General features: G+C 48.6%; 20 protein-coding genes, 2 rRNA genes and 1 riboswitch. Of the genes, 4 read left to right on the top strand and 18 right to left on the bottom strand.

Annotated features, from left to right (window positions below):
• Positions 1-7: 7 nt before the first annotated feature.
• The 3 genes from purH to purM all read right to left on the bottom strand — a co-directional run bounded on the left by purH (position 8) and on the right by purM (position 3,340).
• Positions 8-1,555 carry a bifunctional phosphoribosylaminoimidazolecarboxamide formyltransferase/IMP cyclohydrolase gene (gene purH, locus MKY35_RS04055; protein ID WP_342445660.1) on the bottom strand — a complete coding sequence of 516 codons (1,548 nt, stop codon included), beginning with the start codon at positions 1,553-1,555 and terminating at the stop codon, positions 8-10.
• Between the two features lie 130 nt (positions 1,556-1,685).
• The gene (gene purN, locus MKY35_RS04050) at positions 1,686-2,300 is read right to left on the bottom strand and encodes a phosphoribosylglycinamide formyltransferase (protein ID WP_342445659.1); all 615 of its coding nucleotides are present in this window, start codon (positions 2,298-2,300) and stop codon (positions 1,686-1,688) included.
• Complete coding sequence (gene purM / locus MKY35_RS04045; RefSeq protein ID WP_039272361.1) at positions 2,300-3,340, bottom strand: phosphoribosylformylglycinamidine cyclo-ligase; 1,041 nt, start codon at positions 3,338-3,340, stop codon at positions 2,300-2,302. The genes purN and purM overlap by 1 nt, the downstream gene beginning before the upstream one ends.
• 202 nt (positions 3,341-3,542) lie before the next feature.
• Here purM and MKY35_RS04040 point away from each other — a divergent pair, with 202 nt between their 5' ends.
• Entirely contained in the window at positions 3,543-3,755 is a 213-nt protein-coding gene (locus tag MKY35_RS04040) for a hypothetical protein (RefSeq protein ID WP_342445658.1), read from the top strand.
• 300 nt (positions 3,756-4,055) lie between these two features.
• Here MKY35_RS04040 and purF read toward each other — a convergent pair whose 3' ends face one another.
• From purF to MKY35_RS04015, 5 genes are read right to left on the bottom strand one after another with little or no spacing between them, the layout of a single operon-like run.
• The gene (gene purF, locus MKY35_RS04035) at positions 4,056-5,537 is read right to left on the bottom strand and encodes an amidophosphoribosyltransferase (protein ID WP_029516033.1); all 1,482 of its coding nucleotides are present in this window, start codon (positions 5,535-5,537) and stop codon (positions 4,056-4,058) included.
• A complete protein-coding gene (gene purL, locus MKY35_RS04030) occupies positions 5,522-7,765 on the bottom strand; it encodes a phosphoribosylformylglycinamidine synthase subunit PurL (protein ID WP_342445657.1) in 2,244 nt (747 codons plus the stop codon). The genes purF and purL overlap by 16 nt, the downstream gene beginning before the upstream one ends.
• Positions 7,743-8,432 carry a phosphoribosylformylglycinamidine synthase subunit PurQ gene (gene purQ, locus MKY35_RS04025; protein ID WP_039272358.1) on the bottom strand — a complete coding sequence of 230 codons (690 nt, stop codon included), beginning with the start codon at positions 8,430-8,432 and terminating at the stop codon, positions 7,743-7,745. The genes purL and purQ overlap by 23 nt, the downstream gene beginning before the upstream one ends.
• 4 nt (positions 8,433-8,436) lie before the next feature.
• A complete protein-coding gene (gene purS, locus MKY35_RS04020) occupies positions 8,437-8,682 on the bottom strand; it encodes a phosphoribosylformylglycinamidine synthase subunit PurS (protein WP_007428837.1) in 246 nt (81 codons plus the stop codon).
• A 58-nt stretch (positions 8,683-8,740) separates the two neighbouring features.
• Positions 8,741-9,622, bottom strand: a complete 882-nt coding sequence (locus MKY35_RS04015) for a phosphoribosylaminoimidazolesuccinocarboxamide synthase (protein ID WP_039272357.1) — start codon at positions 9,620-9,622, stop codon at positions 8,741-8,743.
• A 138-nt stretch (positions 9,623-9,760) separates the two neighbouring features.
• Here MKY35_RS04015 and MKY35_RS04010 point away from each other — a divergent pair, with 138 nt between their 5' ends.
• The gene (locus MKY35_RS04010; protein WP_342445656.1) at positions 9,761-10,171 is read left to right on the top strand and encodes a hypothetical protein; all 411 of its coding nucleotides are present in this window, start codon (positions 9,761-9,763) and stop codon (positions 10,169-10,171) included.
• Positions 10,172-10,293: 122 nt separating this feature from the next.
• Here the strand turns inward: MKY35_RS04010 and purB are convergent, their stop codons facing one another.
• The 5 genes from purB to MKY35_RS03985 all read right to left on the bottom strand — a co-directional run bounded on the left by purB (position 10,294) and on the right by MKY35_RS03985 (position 14,698).
• Positions 10,294-11,592: an adenylosuccinate lyase gene (gene purB, locus MKY35_RS04005; protein ID WP_029516038.1), complete on the bottom strand. Its 1,299-nt coding sequence runs from the start codon at positions 11,590-11,592 to the stop codon at positions 10,294-10,296.
• Positions 11,593-11,594: 2 nt separating this feature from the next.
• Positions 11,595-12,770: a 5-(carboxyamino)imidazole ribonucleotide synthase gene (gene purK, locus MKY35_RS04000; protein WP_342445655.1), complete on the bottom strand. Its 1,176-nt coding sequence runs from the start codon at positions 12,768-12,770 to the stop codon at positions 11,595-11,597.
• Positions 12,767-13,252, bottom strand: a complete 486-nt coding sequence (purE, locus tag MKY35_RS03995; RefSeq protein WP_068505438.1) for a 5-(carboxyamino)imidazole ribonucleotide mutase — start codon at positions 13,250-13,252, stop codon at positions 12,767-12,769. The genes purK and purE overlap by 4 nt, the downstream gene beginning before the upstream one ends.
• Before the next feature lie 148 nt (positions 13,253-13,400).
• A riboswitch (purine riboswitch) is annotated at positions 13,401-13,502 on the bottom strand.
• A 350-nt stretch (positions 13,503-13,852) separates the two neighbouring features.
• Positions 13,853-14,287: a universal stress protein gene (locus MKY35_RS03990; protein WP_039272354.1), complete on the bottom strand. Its 435-nt coding sequence runs from the start codon at positions 14,285-14,287 to the stop codon at positions 13,853-13,855.
• A gap of 147 nt (positions 14,288-14,434) precedes the next feature.
• Positions 14,435-14,698, bottom strand: coding sequence for a DUF1294 domain-containing protein (locus MKY35_RS03985; protein ID WP_025719814.1), 264 nt, complete (start codon positions 14,696-14,698; stop codon positions 14,435-14,437).
• 193 nt (positions 14,699-14,891) lie between these two features.
• Here MKY35_RS03985 and MKY35_RS03980 point away from each other — a divergent pair, with 193 nt between their 5' ends.
• Together MKY35_RS03980 and MKY35_RS03975 are read left to right on the top strand one after the other, a co-directional pair.
• Positions 14,892-15,020 carry a DUF4023 family protein gene (locus MKY35_RS03980; RefSeq protein ID WP_013308788.1) on the top strand — a complete coding sequence of 43 codons (129 nt, stop codon included), beginning with the start codon at positions 14,892-14,894 and terminating at the stop codon, positions 15,018-15,020.
• 416 nt (positions 15,021-15,436) lie between these two features.
• Positions 15,437-16,603: a type II asparaginase gene (locus tag MKY35_RS03975; protein WP_342445654.1), complete on the top strand. Its 1,167-nt coding sequence runs from the start codon at positions 15,437-15,439 to the stop codon at positions 16,601-16,603.
• Positions 16,604-16,786: 183 nt separating this feature from the next.
• Here the strand turns inward: MKY35_RS03975 and MKY35_RS03970 are convergent, their stop codons facing one another.
• The 5 genes from MKY35_RS03970 to MKY35_RS03950 form a co-directional block, all read right to left on the bottom strand.
• A complete protein-coding gene (locus tag MKY35_RS03970) occupies positions 16,787-16,924 on the bottom strand; it encodes a hypothetical protein (RefSeq protein WP_016819760.1) in 138 nt (45 codons plus the stop codon).
• A 98-nt stretch (positions 16,925-17,022) separates the two neighbouring features.
• On the bottom strand, positions 17,023-19,158 hold the full coding sequence (locus tag MKY35_RS03965; protein WP_342445653.1) for a DNA topoisomerase III: 2,136 nt from the start codon (positions 19,156-19,158) through the stop codon (positions 17,023-17,025).
• A 129-nt stretch (positions 19,159-19,287) separates the two neighbouring features.
• Positions 19,288-20,280, bottom strand: a complete 993-nt coding sequence (locus MKY35_RS03960) for a ketoacyl-ACP synthase III (protein WP_342445652.1) — start codon at positions 20,278-20,280, stop codon at positions 19,288-19,290.
• 206 nt (positions 20,281-20,486) lie between these two features.
• Positions 20,487-20,603 (bottom strand): 5S ribosomal RNA (gene rrf / locus MKY35_RS03955).
• 154 nt (positions 20,604-20,757) lie between these two features.
• Positions 20,758-23,684: ribosomal RNA gene (locus tag MKY35_RS03950) — 23S ribosomal RNA — on the bottom strand.
• Between the last annotated feature and the right edge of the window lie 5 nt (positions 23,685-23,689).

Genomic DNA, 23,689 nt, shown 5'->3' with positions numbered 1-23,689 from the left:
ATACAAGTTAGTGCTTGAAATGGCGTACGCCTGTAAAGACCATGGCAATGCCGTATTCGTTAGCAACCTTGATGGACTCTTCGTCTTTGATGGAGCCGCCGGGCTGAATAACTGCTGTGATGCCTGCTTTAGCTGCCAACTCCAACGTATCGCCCATCGGGAAAAATGCATCGGATGCCAGTACGGCACCTTTTGCTTTGTCACCGGCCTGCTCGATAGCAATCTTGGCCGCACCGACACGGTTCATTTGTCCAGCGCCTACGCCAATGGTCATATTATCTGCCGCCAGTACGATGGCGTTGGATTTTACATGCTTAACCACTTTCCAGCTAAACAAAAGCTGTTTCAGTTCTTCCTCGGATGGTGCCCGCTCCGTTACAACTGTAAGTGCATCCGAGTCTACAGCGTGAATGTCATTTTGCTGAACGACCATGCCACCTTCAATGGAAGTCACGACGAAACGGCTTTCTGCCTGTTCAGACCGGGAAAGCTCACCCAAATCAAGCAAACGAATATTTTTCTTTTTCGTTAAAATCTCCAAAGCTTCTTTCGTAAAGCCCGGTGCCAGTACAATTTCCAAAAAGATTTCACTGAGCTTATTTGCTGTATCACCGTCAATAATCCGGTTAGCCGCTACGATGCCGCCAAAAATCGAGGTTGGATCAGCTGCATACGCCTTGCTGTACGCTTCATAAATACTGCCGCCAATTCCCACACCACAAGGATTCATATGCTTAACTGCTACTACGGTAGGTTCGCTGAATTCTTTGACAATTTGCAAAGCGGCATTAGCATCATTGATGTTATTGTAAGACAGCTCTTTGCCGTGAAGTTGTTTCGCTGTTGTCAGTGTACCCTTTGCCGCCAATGGCTCACGGTAAAATGCCGCCTGCTGATGCGGATTTTCGCCATAACGCAAATCCTGAATTTTTTCATAGGTTACAGTGTAACGTTCAGGCAACGGCTCACCTGTCACATTCGACAAATAATCGGATATCAAAGCGTCGTATGACGCCGTATGGCGGAACACTTTTGCAGCCAAACGCTTACGGGTATTCAGCTCCGTATCGCCATCCTTACGGATTTCCTCCAGCACTGTGTTATAATCATCAGCATCGACTACCACACTGACAAAAGCATGATTTTTCGCCGCAGAACGAAGCATCGTTGGACCGCCGATATCAATATTTTCAATCGCGTCCTCATAAGTTACACCGGGTTTGGCAATCGTTTCCGCAAAAGGATACAGATTCACAACAACCAGATCAATATAACCCAATCCAAGTTCTTTCATCTGACGCTGATGCTCTTCATTATCCCGAACAGCCAGCAAGCCGCTGTGTACCGCAGGGTGGAGTGTTTTAACACGTCCATCCATAATTTCAGGAAAACCCGTTACCTCTGAAATGCCGATGACGGGAATGCCCTCCTTCGACAACAAGCTGCTCGTTCCCCCTGTCGAAACGATCTCCACACCCAATTTGGACAACTCGCGGCAAAATTCCACGATCCCCCGCTTATCCGATACGCTGACGAGCGCTCTTTTAATACTCACCCTGTCTCCTCCTTTAGCTCTTTCAGAATTTTGCAAAATTCTCTTTTATCATTTTATTTCCCGAGAAATATCGGAAAATGCCTGTACAGCATCCTTGATATAACAATGATATGACAAATTACAATCATTCTTAGAGAAGTGAAATCACTTTGCGACCATTTAATTGGATTTTGCCTTGGGCTAATTTGCCAACTACTTCTGGATATAGCTGACGTTCTACGGATTGAATGGCTGCGGATAAGGATTCCGCAGTATCATGGTCGCTAACCTCCACGACACGCTGGGCAATAATAGCTCCCGTATCCATGCCCCCGTCCACAAAATGAACGGTGACGCCACTTACCTTGACACCATAGGTCAATGCCTGTCCAACAGCATCTTTCCCTGGAAATGCCGGAAGTAGTGACGGATGAATATTAATGATTTTTCCTGCGTAGGCATCGACTATGACGCTGGATAGCAAACGCATGTAGCCAGCTAACACGATGAGATCAATTGATTTCTGCTCCAGTAAAGCCACCAGTTCACGCTCATAGTCTTCTCGAGAAGGATATTCCTTGGGTCGAAAGGTATGGCACGCAATTCCAGCTTTCTGTGCTCTAGCTACGGCAGGAGCCGCAGGCTTGTCACAGATGAGCAATTCTACCGAGGCGCCGCCCAGTTCTCCTCGCGCAGCGGCATCCACCAATGACTGAAAATTCGTCCCTTCGCCTGATGCAAAAACAGCAATCCGGTACTCGTTCATTACACCTCGGCTCCCGTAAAGGTCACGATAGAACTGCCTTCCGTTACTTTTCCGATCACATAGGCAGCTTCGCCCTGTTCCTTCAGAACTTCCAGTGCAGTCTGTGCATGCTCTTCGCCTACAACGATTACCATGCCAATCCCCATATTAAAGGTTGTGAACATGTCTCTGTTGGAGATTGCACCTTTTTCCTGCATGAGCTGGAAGATTGGCAAAATCGGCCAAGTGCCGTATTCAATATCCACATTGACGTGATCCGGTAACACTCTTGGGATATTTTCAATAAAACCACCACCTGTGATATGCGCCATACCTTTTACTTTTACCTTGTCCAGCAATGCCAAAACGGATTTCACGTAAATTTTCGTCGGCTCCAGCAGTACATCGCCCAGTTTGCCGTTTAAGCCTTCGATTTCATCATGCAAATCATAGCCCTGCTGTTCCAATAACAGCTTGCGAACCAGTGAGAAGCCATTACTGTGAACTCCACTGGAGGCAAGCCCAATAACGGTATCTCCAGGGGCAATGGAGCTGCCGTTGATGATTTTACTTTTATCTACAATCCCTACCGTGAATCCGGCAATATCATATTCACCCTCGCTATACATCCCTGGCATTTCTGCGGTTTCACCGCCGACCAGCGCACAGCCCGATTGATGGCATCCCTCTGCGATTCCAGCGACTATAGCTTCAATTTTCTCGGGCACAACCTTGTCACAAGCGAGGTAATCCAGAAAAAAGAGTGGCTCCGCGCCCCCGACGACAATGTCGTTTACACACATCGCAACCGCGTCAATACCAATGGTGTCATGACGATCCATTGCGAAAGCAAGCTTCAGCTTCGTGCCGACACCATCGGTACCGGAAACGAGTACAGGCTCCTCGTACTTATCCTTATTCAGGCCGAACAACGCACCGAATCCGCCCAAGTCCGTCAGCACTTCGGGACGGAAGGTACGTTTAACGTGCTTTTTCATCCGTTCTACTGCTTCATTACCGGCAGCGATATCTACCCCTGCGTTTTTGTATGCTTCGGACATTCATGAACACTCCTTCAAATGATTGACCCTCCTAAGTCCTCCCTAACAGGGAGGATTCCATGGGGCTGCTCCCCCTGGACCCCTCAAGAGTCGGTCAGATGCGTAGGGTTGGGTGCTGCTTGGTGTATGGTTCGTGCTGTGAGTCGCGTGCTATCCTTTGTGAATTGCGGGTCATTCCCGCAATTCACAAGGACACGCTTTAGTGCGTTGCCGCCTTCACGGCGGCTGGCGCGTCCCGGGCTGTTTGCTTCGCAAAGGCGGGGACGTGCCGGGCAAAGAAGTGAGCAGCGCCAACGGGCGGCTTACTTCTTTGCTCTTTGAGGCAGGCAGCTTCGCTCTGCCTGCTATTGAGCTTCGCTTCGCGGCTCAGCCTTACAAGAGCAGGGTGACTTTTTGCGAGTCACCGCTCCGCTAAAAACTCATGGCATGAAATAGTTATGCCATGAGTTTTTAACGTCCTTACCTATCCTCTTCTTGGTGGGAACCAAAGAGGTACAGGCACTGCTTCAATAATGCTGCATACCTGAGAAACGCAGCGGGTGGAAGGATTCTGGAGAAGCGAAAGCGTTCGCCTTTGCCGCTGGATTCTAACCCTGTAAGGGGTTATTTCAATCCAGGAATCCAGTGGCAACAGCGATCGTAAGAACCTTCCACACGCGGAGTGGCCCCCTCAGAACCGCATTATATGGCGCTAGTACCTCTTTTGTTCCCTATACTAACAACTACATCCGAACTTCTCTTCGCCTTTGAAATCTACCTGAGTCGGGTAGTCATTATCGAAACAAGCTAGGCACAAGCCGCCTTTGTAATCCTGTTCGTTATATCCACCTACAGCGGCAATCAAACCCTCGGCGCTCATAAAGTAAAGCGAATCGGCGTTAATTTCCTCACGAATTTCCTCGACGGTTTTAGATGAAGCAATCAGTTCCCGGCGATCCGGCGTGTCAATACCGTAGAAGCACGGGTTTTTGAAAGGCGGCGAGGTAATACGTACATGTACTTCCAACGCTCCCGCATCCCGCAGCATATTCACAATTCGACGGGATGTAGTGCCCCGGACGATAGAATCGTCGATCATAATGACTCGTTTACCTTCAACAACACGGCGTACAGCGCTCAGCTTCATTTTCACACCCTGCTCGCGTAGCTCCTGACTCGGCTGAATGAAAGTACGTCCAGTGTATTTATTTTTAATCATGCCCAGCTCATAAGGAATACCTGTCTGCTCTGCATAACCAATCGCAGCCGAAATACTGGAATCTGGTACCCCTGTCACCAAATCTGCATCAACAAAAGCTTCCAGCGCCATCTGGCTGCCCATTCTTTTGCGTGCAGCATGAAGATTAGAACCATTCAAGTCACTGTCAGGCCGGGCAAAATAAATATATTCCATCGCACATAGCGCTTTACGGTGCTTTTCTTCCGTGTAACGATCTTCATGCAGTCCATTTTTGTCCAACACCAACAGCTCACCCGGTTCGATATCGCGCAGCAACTCTGCCCCAATCGTTTCCAAAGCACAGGACTCGGATGCGAACAGATAAGCATCTCCCAGTCTGCCCATCGTGATTGGACGCAGACCATTGGGGTCGGAAGCCACGAGCAGCTTGTCGTTGGTCATAATAAGGAAAGCAAACCCGCCGACAATACGCTTCAATGCATCCTTAGCGGCCTCCACCAAATCCTTGGACGATCGTGCGATCAAATGTGCTACTACTTCTGTATCGCTGGTCGTTTGAAAAATAGACCCGCCCTGCTCCAGCTCATGCCGGATTTGCAAAGCATTCACGATATTCCCGTTCGTCGCTACTGCCAAATCGCCATCACGATACTTGAACACCAAAGGCTGTGCATTCGTCAGCTTACTGTCTCCACTTGTCGAGTAGCGCACATGTCCTATGGCAATATCGCCTGTCAGCGAAGCCATCAAATCTTTATTGAATACTTCTTTTACAAGACCCATACCACGATGATAATGGAACTCGTCACCACTGCTCACACAGATGCCTGCACTTTCCTCCCCACGATGCTGGAGCGCATGCAATCCGTAATATGCTAGGGAAGCGGCATCGGAGTGTCTATACACACCGAATACGCCGCATTCCTCTTTTAATTTATCAAACAGCCCCTCTTTACCAGAGCCTTCATTATAATAATCTCCAGTCCACAACGTCCGTGCTGTTATTTCATCAGACATGGAATGACATCCTCCCAGATTTGCTTCAAACTGGCGACTGCCTCGTTCAAAGCGGGTTGTCCGTTCACCTCAACTGTCAATTGTGATCCTTCAACTTTTCCTAATACGGTAACTGGCACTTCCAAACCACGTAGATGTGCTTCCAGCGCAGACGCTTTATCCGGCGATGCAGATAACAAAATACGGGATTGGCTTTCGCTAAACAAAGCATGGTCAGGACGCAAAGTCGTTTCTACGTTGACCTGTGCTCCCAATCCGCCGCTAATCCCGGATTCCGCAAGCGCTACAGCCAATCCGCCCTCTGCCAGATCATGCGCAGATTGTACCAATCCGCCCTGAATCGCTCCCAGTACCGCAGTCAGCAGTTTTTTCTCTACGTTCAAATCCAGCTCAGGAGGGCGTCCCTCGGATACACCGTGTACGACAGCTTGGAACTCACTGCCACCCAGCTCGGCTTTCGTTTCCCCCACCAAGAAAATCACATCACCCTCGGCTTTGAAGCCTTGTGTCGTAATATGATCTGTATCATGTACCAGACCTACCATACCAACAACAGGCGTCGGATAGATGGAGCCTTTGGTATTTTCGTTGTACAAGCTGACATTACCCCCGATAACAGGTGTATCCAGTACACGGCAAGCTTCAGCCATACCATCTACGGCTTTTTCCATTTGCCAGAAAATATCCGGCTTTTCAGGGTTACCGAAGTTCAGGTTATCTGTAATCGCCAAAGGCTCGCCGCCAGAACATACAATGTTACGTGCTGCTTCGCTGACTGCAATCCGTCCGCCTACCTCTGGATCCAGGTATACATAACGTCCGTTACAATCTGTCGTCATGGCGAGCCCCTTACGAGTTCCACGCACGGTTACTACAGCTGCATCCGATCCCGGACGAACGGCTGTACTCGTGCGAACCATGTAGTCATACTGCTCGTATACCCATTTCTTACTAGCTACACTTGGTGAAGACAGCACCTTTTTCAGCGCACCGTTCAAATCCGTCACTTCTGCATAACGAAGTGTGTCAATCGTAGCATTTTGCTCATAATAAGCGGGGATTTCGGAAGGCTTGTCATAAATCGGGCATTCATCAACCAGTGCCGTCACTGGCATATCTCCGACCACTTCATTGTGATGGAACAAACGCAAACGACCGTCATCCGTCACTTTACCGACCTTGGCACAAATAACGCCCCAGCGCTCGAAAATTTCCAGTGCCTGTGCTTCATCCTTAGGCTCTACTACGAACAGCATCCGTTCTTGTGATTCGGACAGCATCATTTCATAAGGTGTCATACCCTCTTCACGCTGCGGTACCTGATCCAGATACAGCTCCAGGCCGTTGCCAGCCTTACTCGCCATCTCCGCGCTGGAGCAGGTGAGTCCTGCGGCACCCATATCCTGAATACCCAGCACAATGCCACTGTCGATCAGTTCCAGACATGATTCCATAACCAGCTTCTCCATAAAAGGATCGCCTACTTGAACCGCAGTCCGGTTCGCTTCAGATTCTTCTGTCAGCTCAACCGATGCGAATGTCGCTCCGTGAATCCCATCACGACCTGTCGGTGGGCCCACATAGAACACCGGGTTACCGACCCCTTTAGCAACACCACGCTGGATTTTATCATGGTCAATCAGTCCGACACACATTGCATTAACGAGCGGGTTGCCTTCGTAGCTTTCATCAAATACAACCTCGCCACCTACAGTCGGAATACCGATACAGTTCCCGTAGCCCGCAATACCAGATACCACATGCTCGAACAAATATTTCACACGGTCGCTCTCCAGCTTGCCAAAACGCAGAGAGTTCAACACCGCAACGGGTCTTGCACCCATGGAGAAAATATCACGGATGATACCGCCTACCCCAGTCGCTGCCCCTTGAAAAGGCTCCACAGCCGACGGATGGTTATGGCTTTCGATTTTAAATACAACCGCTTGGTTATCACCGATATCTACAATGCCTGCGCCCTCACCGGGTCCCATCAGCACTCGTGGACCGCTCGTTGGAAAACGACGCAATAACGGCTTGGAGTTTTTGTAAGCACAATGCTCTGACCACATGACACTGAATACACCAATCTCCGTATAATTCGGCTGACGTCCCATGAATTCACAGATCAACGCATATTCGCTATCCGACACACCCATCTGCTGGTACAGTTTATGCTCGGCAACCTGCTCTGCCGTTGGTTCCTTAGCGGACACTTGCTGCGCCATGTCGATCCCTCCATGCGTTCAAAATAGATGTAAACATACGTTTGCCGTCATCCGTGCCAAGCAATGCGTCCACCGCGCGTTCAGGGTGAGGCATCATGCCCAGCACGTTTCCCTGTTCATTACAAATCCCTGCGATATCCGTCATGGAACCGTTTGGATTATCTTTATACGTAAATACGATCTGGTTATTCGCCTGCAAGCGAGCCAGCGTCTCATCATCACAGTAATAGTTGCCTTCGCCGTGTGCGATCGGAATGACGATCTTTTCACCAGCGGCGTAATCTTTAGTAAAAGGTGTTTGGTTATTCGCAACCTGCAACACCGTATCCCGGCATAGGAATTTCATCGACAGATTACGGCGTAAAGCCCCTGGCAACAGACCGGCTTCGGTCAGAATTTGAAAACCGTTGCAAATACCCAAAATATATTTGCCCTCGGCAGCCGCTTTGGCTACTTCCTTCATCACTGGTGCAAACCGGGAAATCGCACCGCAACGCAGATAATCCCCGTAGGAGAAGCCGCCAGGAACAAGAATACAATCATAAGACGACAGATCCGTCGCAGTATGCCATACATAATCGACAGGTTCACCGACCGTGTCCTCTATCGCCTTATAGCAGTCAATATCACAGTTGGAGCCCGGAAAAACCAGAACTGCAAATTTCATGGAATTAGCCCTCCAGTTCGTAGCGGTAGTCTTCAATGACCGTGTTGGCCAACAGCTTTTCACACATCTCGATGACGCGCTTTTCAGCACTCTCGCGGTCTGTTGTATCCAGATTCAGTTCCATATACTTGCCAATTCTGACGCTGTCCACTTCTCCGAAACCCATAGAATGCAGTGCGCCTTGCACCGCAACCCCCTGCGGGTCCAAAACGCTTTGCTTAATCGTGACATAAACTGTTGCTTTCATCATGTTCCTTCAGTTCCTCCTCCGAATGAGTGAATCCTATTGGTTGAATTATGATTACTATTTACTGTGCCGTCAGACGCCGCCAAATATCCGTATATCTTGCAGTTGTTTCTTTTACGACCTCAGCCGGCAACGGATCGGGCTTGCTGTTCTTGTCCCAACCGGATGATGCCAAATAACTTCGTACCGGCTCCTTGTCCATGCTGTCAATTTCCACATCCAGCTCATACTTTTCCTGTGCCCAGAATCGGGATGAGTCCGGAGTGAAAATTTCGTCAATCAAAATAACCTTCCCGTTAACAAGACCAAACTCAAACTTGCAATCGGCTAAAATAATCCCCCGCTTCTCGCAGAAAGCACGTGCAAATTCGTACAACGCCAAGCTCTTTTCCTCAAGCTCACCTGTTAGTTCAACCCCGACCAGTTCTTTCATTTGGTGAAGGGAAATGTCCTCGTCGTGTCCAACATCATTTTTTGCAGCCGGTGTAAATAAAGGCTTGGGAAAGCGCTCATTTTTACGCAGCCCCTCTGGCAATGGAATGCCGTTCACCTCACCGTTCTGCTCATACTGACGCCAGCCGCCTCCGGTAATATATCCGCGCACCACACACTCAATGTCGATGCGTTCAGCCTTCAGCGTGACCATGATCCGGTCTTTCAGCAACGCTTTATTCTGTTCGTCGATCACATGCCCGAGCTTGTTCACATCGGTATGCACGACATGGTTTTCCAATAAGTCTTTCGTCTGCTCAAACCAGAAAGCGCTGAGCTTATTCAGCACATTCCCCTTTTCGGGCACGGGTGGCTCTAACACATAATCAAAAGCCGAAATTCGGTCTGTCACCACAATCAGAAAATGCTCTCCGAGATCATACAGTTCACGCACCTTGCCTTTGTACAAGAGCGGCGCATGGATCAGACCTTCGGCAGTAGACAATGACATTTCATTACACCTCTTTCATAGAAGTTGCCCCTCCTAAATCCTCCCCTCAGGGAGAACCCCCAGGGCTGCTGCCCTCGGGACTCCCGCAAGGTTGGCTGGTGAGCCGGGTGAGGGCGTTTATTATGTGACTCGAGTGGTATGAGCGCGTTTCGCCGGATGAAGGCTTGTTGGCACAAGCTTTCATCCAGCAACGCTTTTACATCGGTACAAAATAACGTTTTTACGCGTATGCCGCCGCAATACCATTCGGCCCGTGGCCGTAGCACGGCATGCCGTGCAGCGAGCATTGGGCTTCGCCCAGTTGTGCGCATGTGTTACGCTGCGCACGGATACGGTGGCTCAAGGCTTCACTTCTTGAGCCTGCGCGTTCTCGGGAGGGCAGCCCTCACGAGAACGTGGCCTGCGATAGAAAAGCAGTGGAACACGCTTTTCCATCGTCCTTGGGGAGGTGCGGCATCTTATGTGCCGCACCTTCCCAAGTTCTGCTCCCTCACGAAGGTTGGTGCTGGAAGCAGCGGAGCGGACGGAATCGTTCTGGAGAAGCGTTAGCGCTTGCCTTTGCCTCTGGATTCCAACCTTTGCAGGTTTTCCAATTCAGGAATCCAGGGGCAACAGCAATCGGAAGAATGATCCGTTCGCGGAGCGGCCTCACCACGCAGCAACCTTCCCTCCTACTCCCCTAATCCCAGCTTTTTGAAGATCGTATCCACGTTCTTCAGATGCCAGGCTGGGTTAAAAGCATCCTCGATTTCGTCTGCGCTGAGCACGGCAGTAATTTCCGGGGTCGCCTCGACGATATCGCGGAACTGGCGTTGCTCTTCCCACGCCTGCATAGCACGCGGCTGCACGGTATCGTAGGCTTTTTCACGACTAAAGCCTTTATCGATCAGCTTCGTCATAATACGACCGGAGAACGGTACGCCGTACGTACGCGCCATATTGCGCTTCATATTTTCAGGGAAGACCGTCAGATTTTTTACGATATTGCCAAAGCGGTTCAGCATGTAGTTCAACAGCATCGTGGCATCCGGCAGAATAATGCGTTCTACGGAAGAATGCGAAATGTCGCGTTCATGCCATAGGGTTACGTTCTCATACGCCGATACCATATGCCCGCGAATCACACGTGCCAGACCGGAGATGTTCTCACTTCCGATCGGATTGCGTTTATGCGGCATCGCGGAAGATCCTTTTTGACCCTTGGCAAAGGCTTCCTCCACCTCACGGAATTCACTCTTTTGCAGAGCACGGACTTCTGTAGCGAATTTGTCCAACGATGTGGCGATCAACGCTAACGTTGCCATGTATTCGGCATGACGGTCGCGCTGTAGCGTCTGTGTAGAAATCGGTGCAGGCTTGGTGCCCAGCTTGCGGCATACAAATTCTTCTACAGCCGGGTCAATGTTGGCGTATGTCCCAACTGCACCGGACATTTTACCGTATTGTACTTGGTCAGCGGCAAAACGAAAGCGTTCCAGATTGCGCTTCATTTCCTCGTACCACAATCCCATCTTCAGTCCGAATGTGGTCGGCTCGGCATGCACTCCATGTGTACGTCCCATCATTGGTGTATGCTTGTAAGCCAATGCCTTTTCCTTCAAAATTTCAATAAAATTCAAGATATCGCGTTCCAGGATTTCATTCGCCTGCTTTAACAGGTAGCCCAGTGCCGTATCAACTACGTCTGTAGAGGTTAGACCGTAATGTACCCATTTGCGCTCATCTCCAAGACTTTCAGACACCGTGCGAGTAAAAGCAATGACATCATGTCTTGTCTCCTGCTCAATTTCATAGATCCGTTCAATATCAAAACTTGCATTCTTACGCAGAGCCACAGTATCCTCTTTTGGAATAACCCCTAATTCCGCCCAAGCTTCACAGGCACACAGCTCTACTTCCAGCCACGCTTTAAATTTATTTTCTTCCGTCCAAATCGCTCTCATTTCCGGTCTGCTATAGCGTTCGATCATGACTATTTATCCCCCCAAATATTGGTTTGTTCAATCCATTCCAGCGCTTGTTCCGCATCCTGGCACAGTAGATTAATATGTCCCATCTTTCGGCCTGGCTTGGCTTCACTTTTTCCATACAAATGCAGCTTGGGTACAACATCCAACCTTTCAGCTTCAACATCCGATTGCACAAACCGCCGAACCACATCCTCCAAATGCTCACCTAGCACATTGACCATCACGACGGAAGTCAGCAGCTTCGTGCTGCCCAAGGGTAAACCGCAAATCGCACGTATGTGCTGCTCGAATTGCGACGTGACGCATGCCTCCATCGTGTAATGACCGGAGTTATGCGGTCGTGGTGCCAACTCATTAACGTACAATTGTCCGTCTTCGGTGACAAACATCTCCACAGCGAGCAGTCCCACCGCACCCAGCGACTCTGCCACAGCCAGCGCTAACTTTCGCGCTTCCTCCTGAACAGGTTCTGGCACGCGCGCAGGTACAATCGACGTGTGCAAAATGTTGTTCACGTGAATGTTTTCCGCAGGTGGAAAGGCTTTAGCTTCACCGTTCGTGCTGCGAGCTACAATCACCGAGATTTCGCAGCGAAAACGAATGAACTGTTCCAATACCAGTTCCGCACCGTCTCCTGCCAATTGTTCGTAGGCAGCTAAGGCTTCCTCCGGTTGGCGAATGACCACTTGTCCCTTGCCATCATAACCACCGACTGCTGTCTTGAGCACACACGGTACACCCAGTTCAGCTACCGCTTGGGCCATATCCGCAGGACTACTAATTTCACGATACGGAGCGACAGGGACACCAGCAGCTTCAATAGAACGCTTTTCACGAAGACGATGCTGTGTTGTGTACAAAAGACTGCTGCCTTGCGGCACACAGGATTCCTGTTCTAAAAGCGCAGCCACACCTGCGTCCACATTTTCAAACTCATACGTGATCACATCGCACCGACCAGCCAACTCTCTGGCCGCAAGCTCATCATCATAGGCAGCACGGATTTGTTCTGACACCTGTCCACACGGACTATCAGGTGCAGGGTCCAGCGTCACAAAACGATATCCTAGGTTTGTCCCTGCTAGCACAAGCATTCTGCCCAGCTGTCCGCCTCCTAGAAGTCCAATCGTTGTACCTGGAGGACGGATGCGACCTGCAGATTCACATGCCTCATTCATAGTGAGTCACTGCCTTCCAGCACCTCATCACGGATACGGTCGCGTCTTGCCACAACCCGCTGACTTATCTTTTCGTCAAAAGCGCCTAATATTTGCGCGGCCAGCAGCCCTGCATTCGTAGCGCCTGCCTTACCGATTGCCACAGTGGCAACCGGAATACCACCCGGCATCTGCACAATGGAGAGCAAGGAGTCTAGACCATTCAGAGCCTTCGACTGGACAGGCACACCAATGACTGGCAAGGATGTCTTCGCAGCCACCATCCCTGGCAAATGCGCTGCCCCACCCGCTCCAGCAATAATGACCTTTAATCCACGCCCGACGGCCTCTTCTGCAAAACGAAACATTAAATCCGGTGTACGATGGGCTGAAACTACCTTTTTCTCATATCCGATTTCAAGCTCGTCCAGCACAGCACATGCATGCTGCATGGTGTCCCAGTCTGATGTGCTGCCCATAATGACAGCGACCTGCACTGACATGTCCTTCACTCCCTGTTTATCAATAAGCGCCAAAAATCCGGCACTCGAAAATAACGTTATTTTCAAGACACCGGACTACGAAAAAACAAACGACAGAGCCTCTTAAAGGCAAGCCAAAAGCAAGCCTCTTCCACCGCATCCAATGCGGCTTCAGCCGTATGTCTCCCGTAGTCCGGAAATTTAAGGTTTCCAGGTAGAAACTTCCGGGCCATATCCCCGGCATTATACGAGTTAGCATTGTGCCTATTCCATACCCGACGATATTCTTTACAAGTATGATCGCGGTCTGTTTCGGCTCAAACATGTGTACCTTATTAAATTGTACCTAAAGTTCATTTTTTATCGACAATACACTTCCTAGTTTAACAATTCCCTACACCTTATGTCAACTTGAAAACGAACATTACAATAATCATGCAATAGAATGTTCGTGTTTAACAAAATCAACACCCTTATATACCCACAGGTCTGAACTATTATATTACGTTTAGCTATCTATTACCTATCCTGATAACAGCGAGCATACCGCATTCCACTGACAAAAATAAAAGTCGGCACTCCCTATACAGGCAGTAAACCGACTTTTACTTTCTTATTCAGTTATTTTACGACCAGCACAGGAATACGCGCATGCTGCACCACATTGTGGCTTACGCTACCCAATACAAATTCACGGATACCACCTAAACCGCGGCTACCGATCACAATCACATCGAAGCCATTCTCATTGGCATAATCCAAAATGACTTCGGCTGGTGAACCTTGAATGAGCTCCACCTTGGCATCTACACCTTGTTCAGCAAGCCGCTTTTTAACTTCATCGGTAGTTTGTTCGGCCAAATCGTAATATTCTTTATTTATCGAAGCCGGAATTGGTGCCAAACCTTCGCCCATAAAAATCCGTGGAAAATCAAATGCGGTTACCACCTCAAGCTGCGAGGACGATGATGTCTTGACTAATTCAGCTGCCTTCAGCAAAGCCTTGTTGGATGCATCCGAACCGTCATAAGCAAGCAATACTTTTGAAAATAGCATAATACGCACCTCTTCCTCATTCGGTTTGTTGATTCAAAGCCTGAAATATGTACTCCTGTTGTTGTTCATTCCATGACATCACTGGATGGCTGGAATAGTCTTCTCACTCATCATTAAACTTCCCTATGAGAAGCTAAACTCCTCGCCTTACCTTAAAAAATAACCATACAACAATGCGTTCATGAATAGCAACGCAGGAATACCTAATCTGAAACTCATATGCCGTGTTTTATGGCGTTTACGGTACATGGCTATTAGCACGCCTAAGGCTCCCCCGATCAGGGCCAGGAAAAACAACGTCCGTTCAGGTACACGATCACGATGTTTACGTGCTCTCTTTTTATCTTCCGACATTACCAGATAGCCTACTGCATTGATAAACAGCAGCCATACCAACAAGCCTGTCTGCAATGTCTCTCCCCCTTTTGCACACCGTACCAAGTTCAGGTATTAGGCCTTATATATCGTTCTCCCCTCATTATAACCCCACCCCTTTTACAGAAACAACGCCTCCCTTGACTTGGATAGCGTTTTTGCGGAAATAGTAAGGTAGCATAAGGGCGATCCCCGAGTGCATCTATTTCGTCTTAAAGGAGGAACTGCAATGGAAAGCACCCATGAATACGTTGAAAAGCTGCGAGAAAATGCTAAAAAGGCAGAACGCAACCGCAAACGAGGAAAAGGAACTCCCAGCGCCAGCTTGCCGACAAAACAGCATAGCAAAAACCCCTGATCATGGGATCTGTATTCAGCTGTAGAACCATGTTATTAACGTAAAATATCAACTTTACCTTGTCGTTCTCATTGAATGAAGTTAAAGGTAAACTCAGTTGTTCACCTTTCAACAAAAACAACAAGCAGACTCCTTATGAGATTTCTGCTTGTTGTTTTGTTTTTGCAAACATTTTTTATTCAGCCGTGGTCTTTACCTTAAACAACCGACTGTTCATCTTACTACATACACCCACCATACAATAATAAGGCGGTTACATTGATAATGGATTGGTTTTAAAGTTATATTTTCTAACATAGATATTGACTAAAAACATTTTTACACTCTATAATTCGTGATATTAACTTAATCCGACAAAATATTTGTCAGTTAATCTATCATCATATTTGAGGTTTAAGATTGGAGAGGAGCTTTATATGACTAACATGAAAAAAATGACGATGATTCCCCTGTTGGCCAGCTTTATTCTCGGAGGTACCTTATGGAGTGGTGGATTTACCGCCAACGCTGCGGCAGCAGCTACAACCAGCACAACTACATCTACATCTACTTCTACCACTACAACTTCGGGCAAATCCGAAAATCCACAAACCAATCATTTGCCCAATATTAAAATACTTGCCACGGGAGGGACCATTGCAGGATCATCTGCCGTCAATACGGATACAACCGGCTACAAAGCAGGCGCGTTGGGTGTGGAAACCTTGATCAATGCCGTTCCTGAAATGAAAAGTATTGCAAATGTCAGTGGTGAGCAAGTTGTTAATGTAGGTAGCCCTGATGTTAATAATGAGATCCTCTTAAAACTTGCCAAACGCACCAATGAACTGCTTGCCAGAGACGATGTAGACGGGATTGTCATTACACATGGTACAGATACATTAGAAGAAACAGCTTATTTCCTCAATCTTGTTATCAAAAGCGATAAGCCAGTAGTTGTCGTTGGCTCCATGCGTCCAGCTACTGCGATCAGTGCCGATGGTCCCTTCAACCTCTATAATGCAGTGAAAGTCGCCGGGACTTCGGCTTCTAAAGGTCAGGGTGTACTCGTCCTGTTGAACGACCGTATCGGTGCAGCAAGATACATTACCAAAACAAACACAACAGCAGTCGATACATTCAAGTCTGTAGAGCAGGGATACCTTGGAGCTGTTGTGGGTGATCAAGTGTACTACTACAACAAATCCATACACAAGCATACGACTTCTTCTGTATTCGACATCACTAACCTGACTCAACTGCCGCAAGTAGATATTTTATACGAGTATCAAAACAATGGTCGCTATCTGTATGATGCAGCCATAGCAGCTGGTGCCAAGGGTATTGTCGTAGCTGGTTCCGGTAATGGTTCCTTGTCCAAGACCTCCTCAGAAGGCGCAGAGGCCGCAGGTAAAAAAGGAATAATCATTGCCCGCTCCAGCCGCGTGGGAAGTGGAGTGGTATCACCGTCAACAAAAGACGCGGCATCGAACTTTGTATCGACCGATTCACTCAATCCGCAAAAAGCACGGATTTTGCTCATGCTTGCTTTGACCCAAACACAGGATGTTAACCAAATTCAATCCTTCTTTAATGAATACTAAGAACATTTATCCCAAATCAAATAAATACAACATCCTTATTATGAAAAAGAAACAGCGATTACGGTTGACCACCGTAACTGCTGCTTCTTTTTTTGCAAGACAAGTCTAGCATTAATAACTACTTCATCTAATATCCAATCGTCTTGGTTCTATACAGTAATTCGTCGTCCCTCCCACACAGCATCAAGACTGCTGTTTGGGAATCCCATTCAAGCTTGGGGGATATTTCGCTTGCTTCTCTGGATGAGCAGCAATTTCCTCCTCCAGTATGCTCGATTTATTTTGCTGATTATTGATTTTAAGCGGTTTATGTTTGGGCATAAATACTCACCTCCTCGGCTTACCATGCCAAGGAGTGATCGTTTTTATACCGACGTATACCTGCTGATTATGTTGACTGCAGCACTTTTGGTCATCCGTTATTTGCCCTGCTTTTGTTCCATCGCTGCTTTTAGCAAATCACCCAAACTGGAGCCAAAAGATTCCTGCTTTTCAAATTGTCTTACTAGCTTTTGCTGTTCTCGTTTGTTTACCCGTTGCCTGTCGTTATCCAACGTCTCGGTAATGCCGCAGGGCAGGCATCTTACATACAATCCTGCTTTGCCTTCTTTCATTTCCATTTTCTTATGACACTGCGGACAACGTCGATTGGACAAACGTTTTTCCCCTGAACGACGGTAACCGCAATCTGCACTTGGACATACAAGGAACTTACCTTTCTTGCCCTTCTTCTCCAATAGCTTTGTACCACAATCTGGACAATGACTATTCGTCACATTATGAGGCTTGTACTCCGCACTGCTATTTTTCACAGTGGAAACCAGTTCTTTAGCCATAGCACGAATAGAATTCAAAAACGGTTCCGGTTGTCCTTGACCACGAGCAATCCGTTCCAACTCCGCTTCCCAACGTGCCGTCAGCTCAGGCGTTCGAAGCTGTGGAGCTGCCAGTTCAATCAGTTGCTTACCTTTCCCGGTTGGATGCATCACGTTCCCCTGACGCTCAATCGTATCCGAACTGACAAGCTTTTCAATCAGATCGGCACGAGTAGCAGGAGTACCCAGTCCATGCTTTTCCATCTGAGCGAGCAGGGCTGCTTCCGTATACCGCTTCGGCGGCATCGTTCGCCCAGCTCGTACAAGACAACGCTGCAATCGGACAGAGTCTCCTTTTTTCAGCTCCGGTAAAATAACGCCTCGTCCATTGTTTTCCAGATCCTCTGCTTCCTCATCATCCATATCATAATGGTTTGCGTCATATACAGCACGCCATCCGCTATCTTTTACCGTTGTGCCTTTTACCTGAAACGTCTCCTGCTCCACCGTTACTGATACAGCTACAGCATCATAACGTGCAGGTGGATAGAATAGACTAATAAAACGTCGTGCAATCAGATCATACAGCTTACGTTCCTCCGTGCTCAACTGATTAAGCAATAATGTCTGCTCAGTAGGAATAATCGCATGATGATCCGTGACTTTACTGTCATCCACAATTCGCTTTGTGATGGGAAGGTTATTACGCAATAGCGGACGTGCCAAGGAAGCATACGGACCTACTGCTACACTACTGAGCCTTTCCTTAAGGGTATCCACCATATCGGATGTCAGATAACGGCTGTCCGTACGTGGATAGGTCACCAGCTTATGCTGCTCATACAGACGCTGAAGCAGATTGGACGTCTGTTTGGCCGAAAAGCCGTAACGTTGGTTAGCATCTCTTTGCAGCTCCGTTAAATCATACGCTAGCGGGTGAGGCTCGTTCTTTTCGCTCTTTTTAACACTCGCAACTGTGCCTTTGACCCCCTCAAGCCTACGGCGCAAAGCCTCTGCTTGAGTACGGTCAAACATGCGTGAATCCCCGTTTTCTGCCCGCCAAGTTGCCTGAAAATCCCCGAAATCCGCCGTCAAAGTATCATATTCCTGAGAACGGAATTCGGTAATTTCTTTCTCACGCTCCATAATCATCCCCAGCGTTGGTGTCTGCACTCTTCCAGCCGAAAGTTGGGCGTTATAACGACAAGTCAAGGCGCGAGTTACATTGAGACCAATCATCCAGTCTGCTTCAGCCCTACAGCGAGCCGATTCATATAAACGATCAAACTGCTGACCAGGCAATAGCTTTGCGAAACCTGCCTTAATCGCCTTGTCCGTCTGCGAGGAGATCCATAACCGCCGGAAGGGCTTTTTCCAGTTTGCCATTTGGATGATCCAGCGTGCCAACAATTCTCCTTCACGAGCAGCATCTGTTGCCACGATAAGCTCTCCAATGTCCTGCCGCTTCATGAGCTGCTGCACAGCTTTGAACTGATGATTACTTTCGCGCAGCACCTTTAACTTTGAACTCTTCGGAAGAATAGGCAGGTCCTCTAAATTCCAGGTCGCAAACTTAGAATCGTAATCCTCCGGCTCTGCTAAGCCGACCAAATGTCCCAGCGCCCACGTCACCACGTACTGGGGTCCTTCTATATAACTTTTATGCTTCTCGCGGCTACCCATCACACGTGCAATCTCTCTGGCCACGGACGGTTTTTCTGCCAATACCAATACCTTCATGTTACGCTCCTTTCTCTCATAGTGTTAATTATACCATCCTGCCATCTTACGATAAATTCTAATGCCAACGGCTCTTATGAACATGATCGTACATACTATTGCTATTACTTTTACATGGGTTAAGATAACTTACAAATCAGGCACACTCCATTTTAATAGCAGACCCGCATAGGTGAGGCCTCCCCCAAATCCATATAACAACACATGTTGTCCATACCGTAAACGTCCATCATCCAAACCACACTGCAAAGCCAACGGGATGGATGCCGCCGATGTATTACCATACAATTCTACGCTTGTCAGCGTTTTTTCCAAAGGTACTGTACTTCTTTCACATATGGACTCGATCATTCGCAAATTAGCACTATGAGGTACAAACCAGTCAAGATCCTCCTTCTTCATTTTTGCTTTATCCAATAATCGTTCGATTCCCGTTGGAACAGAGCGAACAGCCCATTTATAAACCTCACGTCCATTCTGCGCAATAAAACCATGGTCTTGCAGCTTCTCTCCATCCAAATGATCCGATAATCCCACTCGGTAAAGATGTGCTCCCCCATGTCCATAAGTGCCTATATCTGAAGTTAAAAATGATCCTTCATCCTCGTCATATTCAACAAGCGCAACCCCTGCACCATCTCCAAAAAGTATACACGTCGTACGATCCGTATAATCTGTAATTTTGGACAACGTTTCGGCTCCCACTACTAGCACCTTACGATGCAGACCACCCGTAATAAGAGCATTTGCCAAATGAAGTCCATAGGAAAAACCTGCACATGCTGCACTAATATCCATTGACCCTGTATTCGGGATATCAAAATGAGCCTGAATACGTGAAGCCGTGCTCGGGAAGTAGTAATCAGGTGTACTCGTCGCTACAATGATCATCTCAACATCGTTTATATTTACGTTATACAGGTTAATCATACGTGTAATAGCTTGTATGCATAAATCAGATACATATTGATCTTCAGCCGCAATGCGTCTTTCACGCATGCCCGTTCTTTGTACAATCCACTCGTCACTAGTATCCACAAGCTTCTCCAAGTCAGCGTTCGTCAAAATCCGTTCAGGTACATAAGTGCCAAAGGCCGTAAGCTTAGCTTTTGAATTCAACAATCTGATCACTCTCCTTTGTAATCCTTATTCACATTATAACACCAGATACTAATACCTGGTACTAAATAATTTTAAAACCGTCTTCTTATTACTAGTTAATATCCACTTATCCAGTTAAACTTATAACAAACTCACTTTAAATAAAATCTCTCTGCCTTATAACGCAAAAAAGAGACTATGATCTTATGAAGATCATAGTCTCTTTTGCTTGGCGACGTCCTACTCTCCCAGGACCCTGCGGTCCAAGTACCATCGGCGCTGGAGGGCTTAACGGTCGTGTTCGGGATGGGTACGTGTGGAACCCCTCCGCTATCGCCACCAAACATGAATTTGCTATGCAAATTCTATCGTAAGGTTATTCGGTTCATCACTTATCGTGTGAATGAATAGCCACGCGCTTGTTGTATGTCACTTGTACATACCTTCAAGGTGTTACACCCTGAAAACTGGATCCGAAACTCAATTGCGTTTTATTTTTAGGATAAGCCCTCGACCGATTAGTATTGGTCAGCTCCATGCATTACTGCACTTCCACCCCCAACCTATCTACCTCGTCGTCTTCAAGGGGTCTTACTAATTGGGAAATCTCATCTTGAGGGGGGCTTCACGCTTAGATGCTTTCAGCGCTTATCCCTTCCGTACATAGCTACCCAGCGGTGCTCCTGGCGGAACAACTGGTACACCAGCGGTACGTCCATCCCGGTCCTCTCGTACTAAGGACAGCTCCTCTCAAATTTCCTACGCCCACGACAGATAGGGACCGAACTGTCTCACGACGTTCTGAACCCAGCTCGCGTACCGCTTTAATGGGCGAACAGCCCAACCCTTGGGACCTACTTCAGCCCCAGGATGCGATGAGCCGACATCGAGGTGCCAAACCTCCCCGTCGATGTGGACTCTTGGGGGAGATAAGCCTGTTATCCCCAGGGTAGCTTTTATCCGTTGAGCGATGGCCCTTCCATGCGGTACCACCGGATCACTAAGCCCGACTTTCGTCCCTGCTCGACTTGTAGGTCTCGCAGTCAAGCTCCCTTCTGCCTTTGCACTCTTCGAATGATTTCCAACCATTCTGAGGGAACCTTGGGGCGCCTCCGTTACTCTTTAGGAGGCGACCGCCCCAGTCAAACTGCCCACCTGACACTGTCCTCGCACCGGATTACGGTACCAAGTTAGAACCTAGATACGATCAGGGTGGTATCCCAAGGATGCCTCCCTTCAAGCTGGCGCTCAAAGTTCTACGGCTCCCACCTATCCTGTACAGATCGTACCCAAATTCAATATCAAGCTGCAGTAAAGCTCCATGGGGTCTTTCCGTCTTGTCGCGGGTAACCTGCATCTTCACAGGTATTAAAATTTCACCGGATCTCTCGTTGAGACAGCGCCCAAGTCGTTACGCCATTCGTGCGGGTCAGAATTTACCTGACAAGGAATTTCGCTACCTTAGGACCGTTATAGTTACGGCCGCCGTTTACTGGGGCTTCGGTTCATAGCTTCGCCCGAAGGCTTACCACTCCCCTTAACCTTCCAGCACCGGGCAGGCGTCAGCCCGTATACTTCGCCTTGCGGCTTCGCACAGACCTGTGTTTTTGCTAAACAGTCGCTTGGGCCTTTTCACTGCGGCCCCCTCGGGCTATTCACCCTACCGAGGCACCCCTTCTCCCGAAGTTACGGGGTCATTTTGCCGAGTTCCTTAACGAGAGTTCTTCCGCGCGCCTTAGAATTCTCTTCTCGCCTACCTGTGTCGGTTTGCGGTACGGGCACCTTCTCCTGGCTAGAGGCTTTTCTTGGCAGTCTGAGATCATGACCTTCGCTACTATAATTTTCGCTCCCCATCACAGCCCAGCCTTAACGATGTGCGGATTTGCCTACACATCAGCCTCACTGCTTAGACGGACATCCATCCGTCCGCGTCACTACCCTACTGCGTCACCCCATCGCTCATAACGGATTACGGTGGTACAGGAATTTCGACCTGTTGTCCTTCGACTACGCCTATCGGCCTCGCCTTAGGTCCCGACTTACCCTGAGCGGACGAACCTTCCTCAGGAACCCTTAGGCTTTCGGCGGATCTGATTCTCACAGATCTTTTCGTTACTCATACCGGCATTCTCACTTGAATGCAGTCCAGCGCTCCTTACGGTACACCTTCAACCCGCATTCAACGCTCCCCTACCCCTGATGCAATGCATCAAGCCATAGCTTCGGTGGTGTGTTTAGCCCCGTTACATTTTCGGCGCAGAGTCACTCGACCAGTGAGCTATTACGCACTCTTTCAATGGTGGCTGCTTCTAAGCCAACATCCTGGTTGTCTGTGCAACTCCACATCCTTTCCCACTTAACACACACTTGGGGACCTTAGCTGATGGTCTGGGCTGTTTCCCTTTCGACAATGGATCTTAGCACTCACTGTCTGACTCCCGGAACTAAATCTATGGCATTCGGAGTTTGACTGAGCTTGGTAACCCTTGCGGGCCCCGCACCCAATCAGTGCTCTACCTCCACGATTCTTCTTTCCGAGGCTAGCCCTAAAGCTATTTCGGGGAGAACCAGCTATCTCCGGGTTCGATTGGAATTTCTCCGCTACCCCCACCTCATCCCCGCATTTTTCAACATGCGTGGGTTCGGGCCTCCAGTGCGTGTTACCGCACCTTCACCCTGGACAGGGGTAGATCACCCGGTTTCGGGTCTACGTCCACGTACTCATTCGCCCTATTCAGACTCGCTTTCGCTGCGGCTTCAGCTCTTCACCTTAACCTTGCACGGGAACGTAACTCGCCGGTTCATTCTACAAAAGGCACGCCATCACCCCTAGATCGGGCTCTGACTTCTTGTAAGCACACGGTTTCAGGATCTATTTCACTCCCCTTCCGGGGTGCTTTTCACCTTTCCCTCACGGTACTGCTTCACTATCGGTCGCCAGGGAGTATTTAGCCTTGGCAGATGGTCCTGCCGGATTCATACGGGGTTTCACGTGCCCCGCACTACTCGGGATCCGTCTCGGAGGGAACAAGTTTTGAACTACAGGGCTTTTACCTTCTCTGGCGGGCCTTTCCAGACCTCTTCATCTAACCGGTTCCTTTGTAACTCCATGTGAGACGTCCCACAACCCCAAGGAGCAAGCTCCTTGGTTTGGGCTAATCCGCGTTCGCTCGCCGCTACTGACGGAATCACTATTGTTTTCTCTTCCTCAGGGTACTTAGATGTTTCAGTTCCCCTGGTCTGCCTCTATTCTGCCTATGTATTCAGCAGAAAGTGACTGTCGATGAAGACAGCCGGGTTTCCCCATTCGGACATCCCCGGATCAAAGCTTGCTTACAGCTCCCCGAGGCCTTATCGTTGTTCGCCACGTCCTTCGTCGGCTCCTGGCGCCTAGGCATCCTCCGTGTGCTCTTTGTAGCTTAACCTAGAC

The organism is Paenibacillus sp. FSL L8-0638 (genome assembly GCF_038593075.1).
GTDB classification, from domain to species: Bacteria; Bacillota; Bacilli; order Paenibacillales; family Paenibacillaceae; genus Paenibacillus; species Paenibacillus polymyxa_D.
This window is presented reverse-complemented; position numbering and strand designations above follow the sequence as displayed.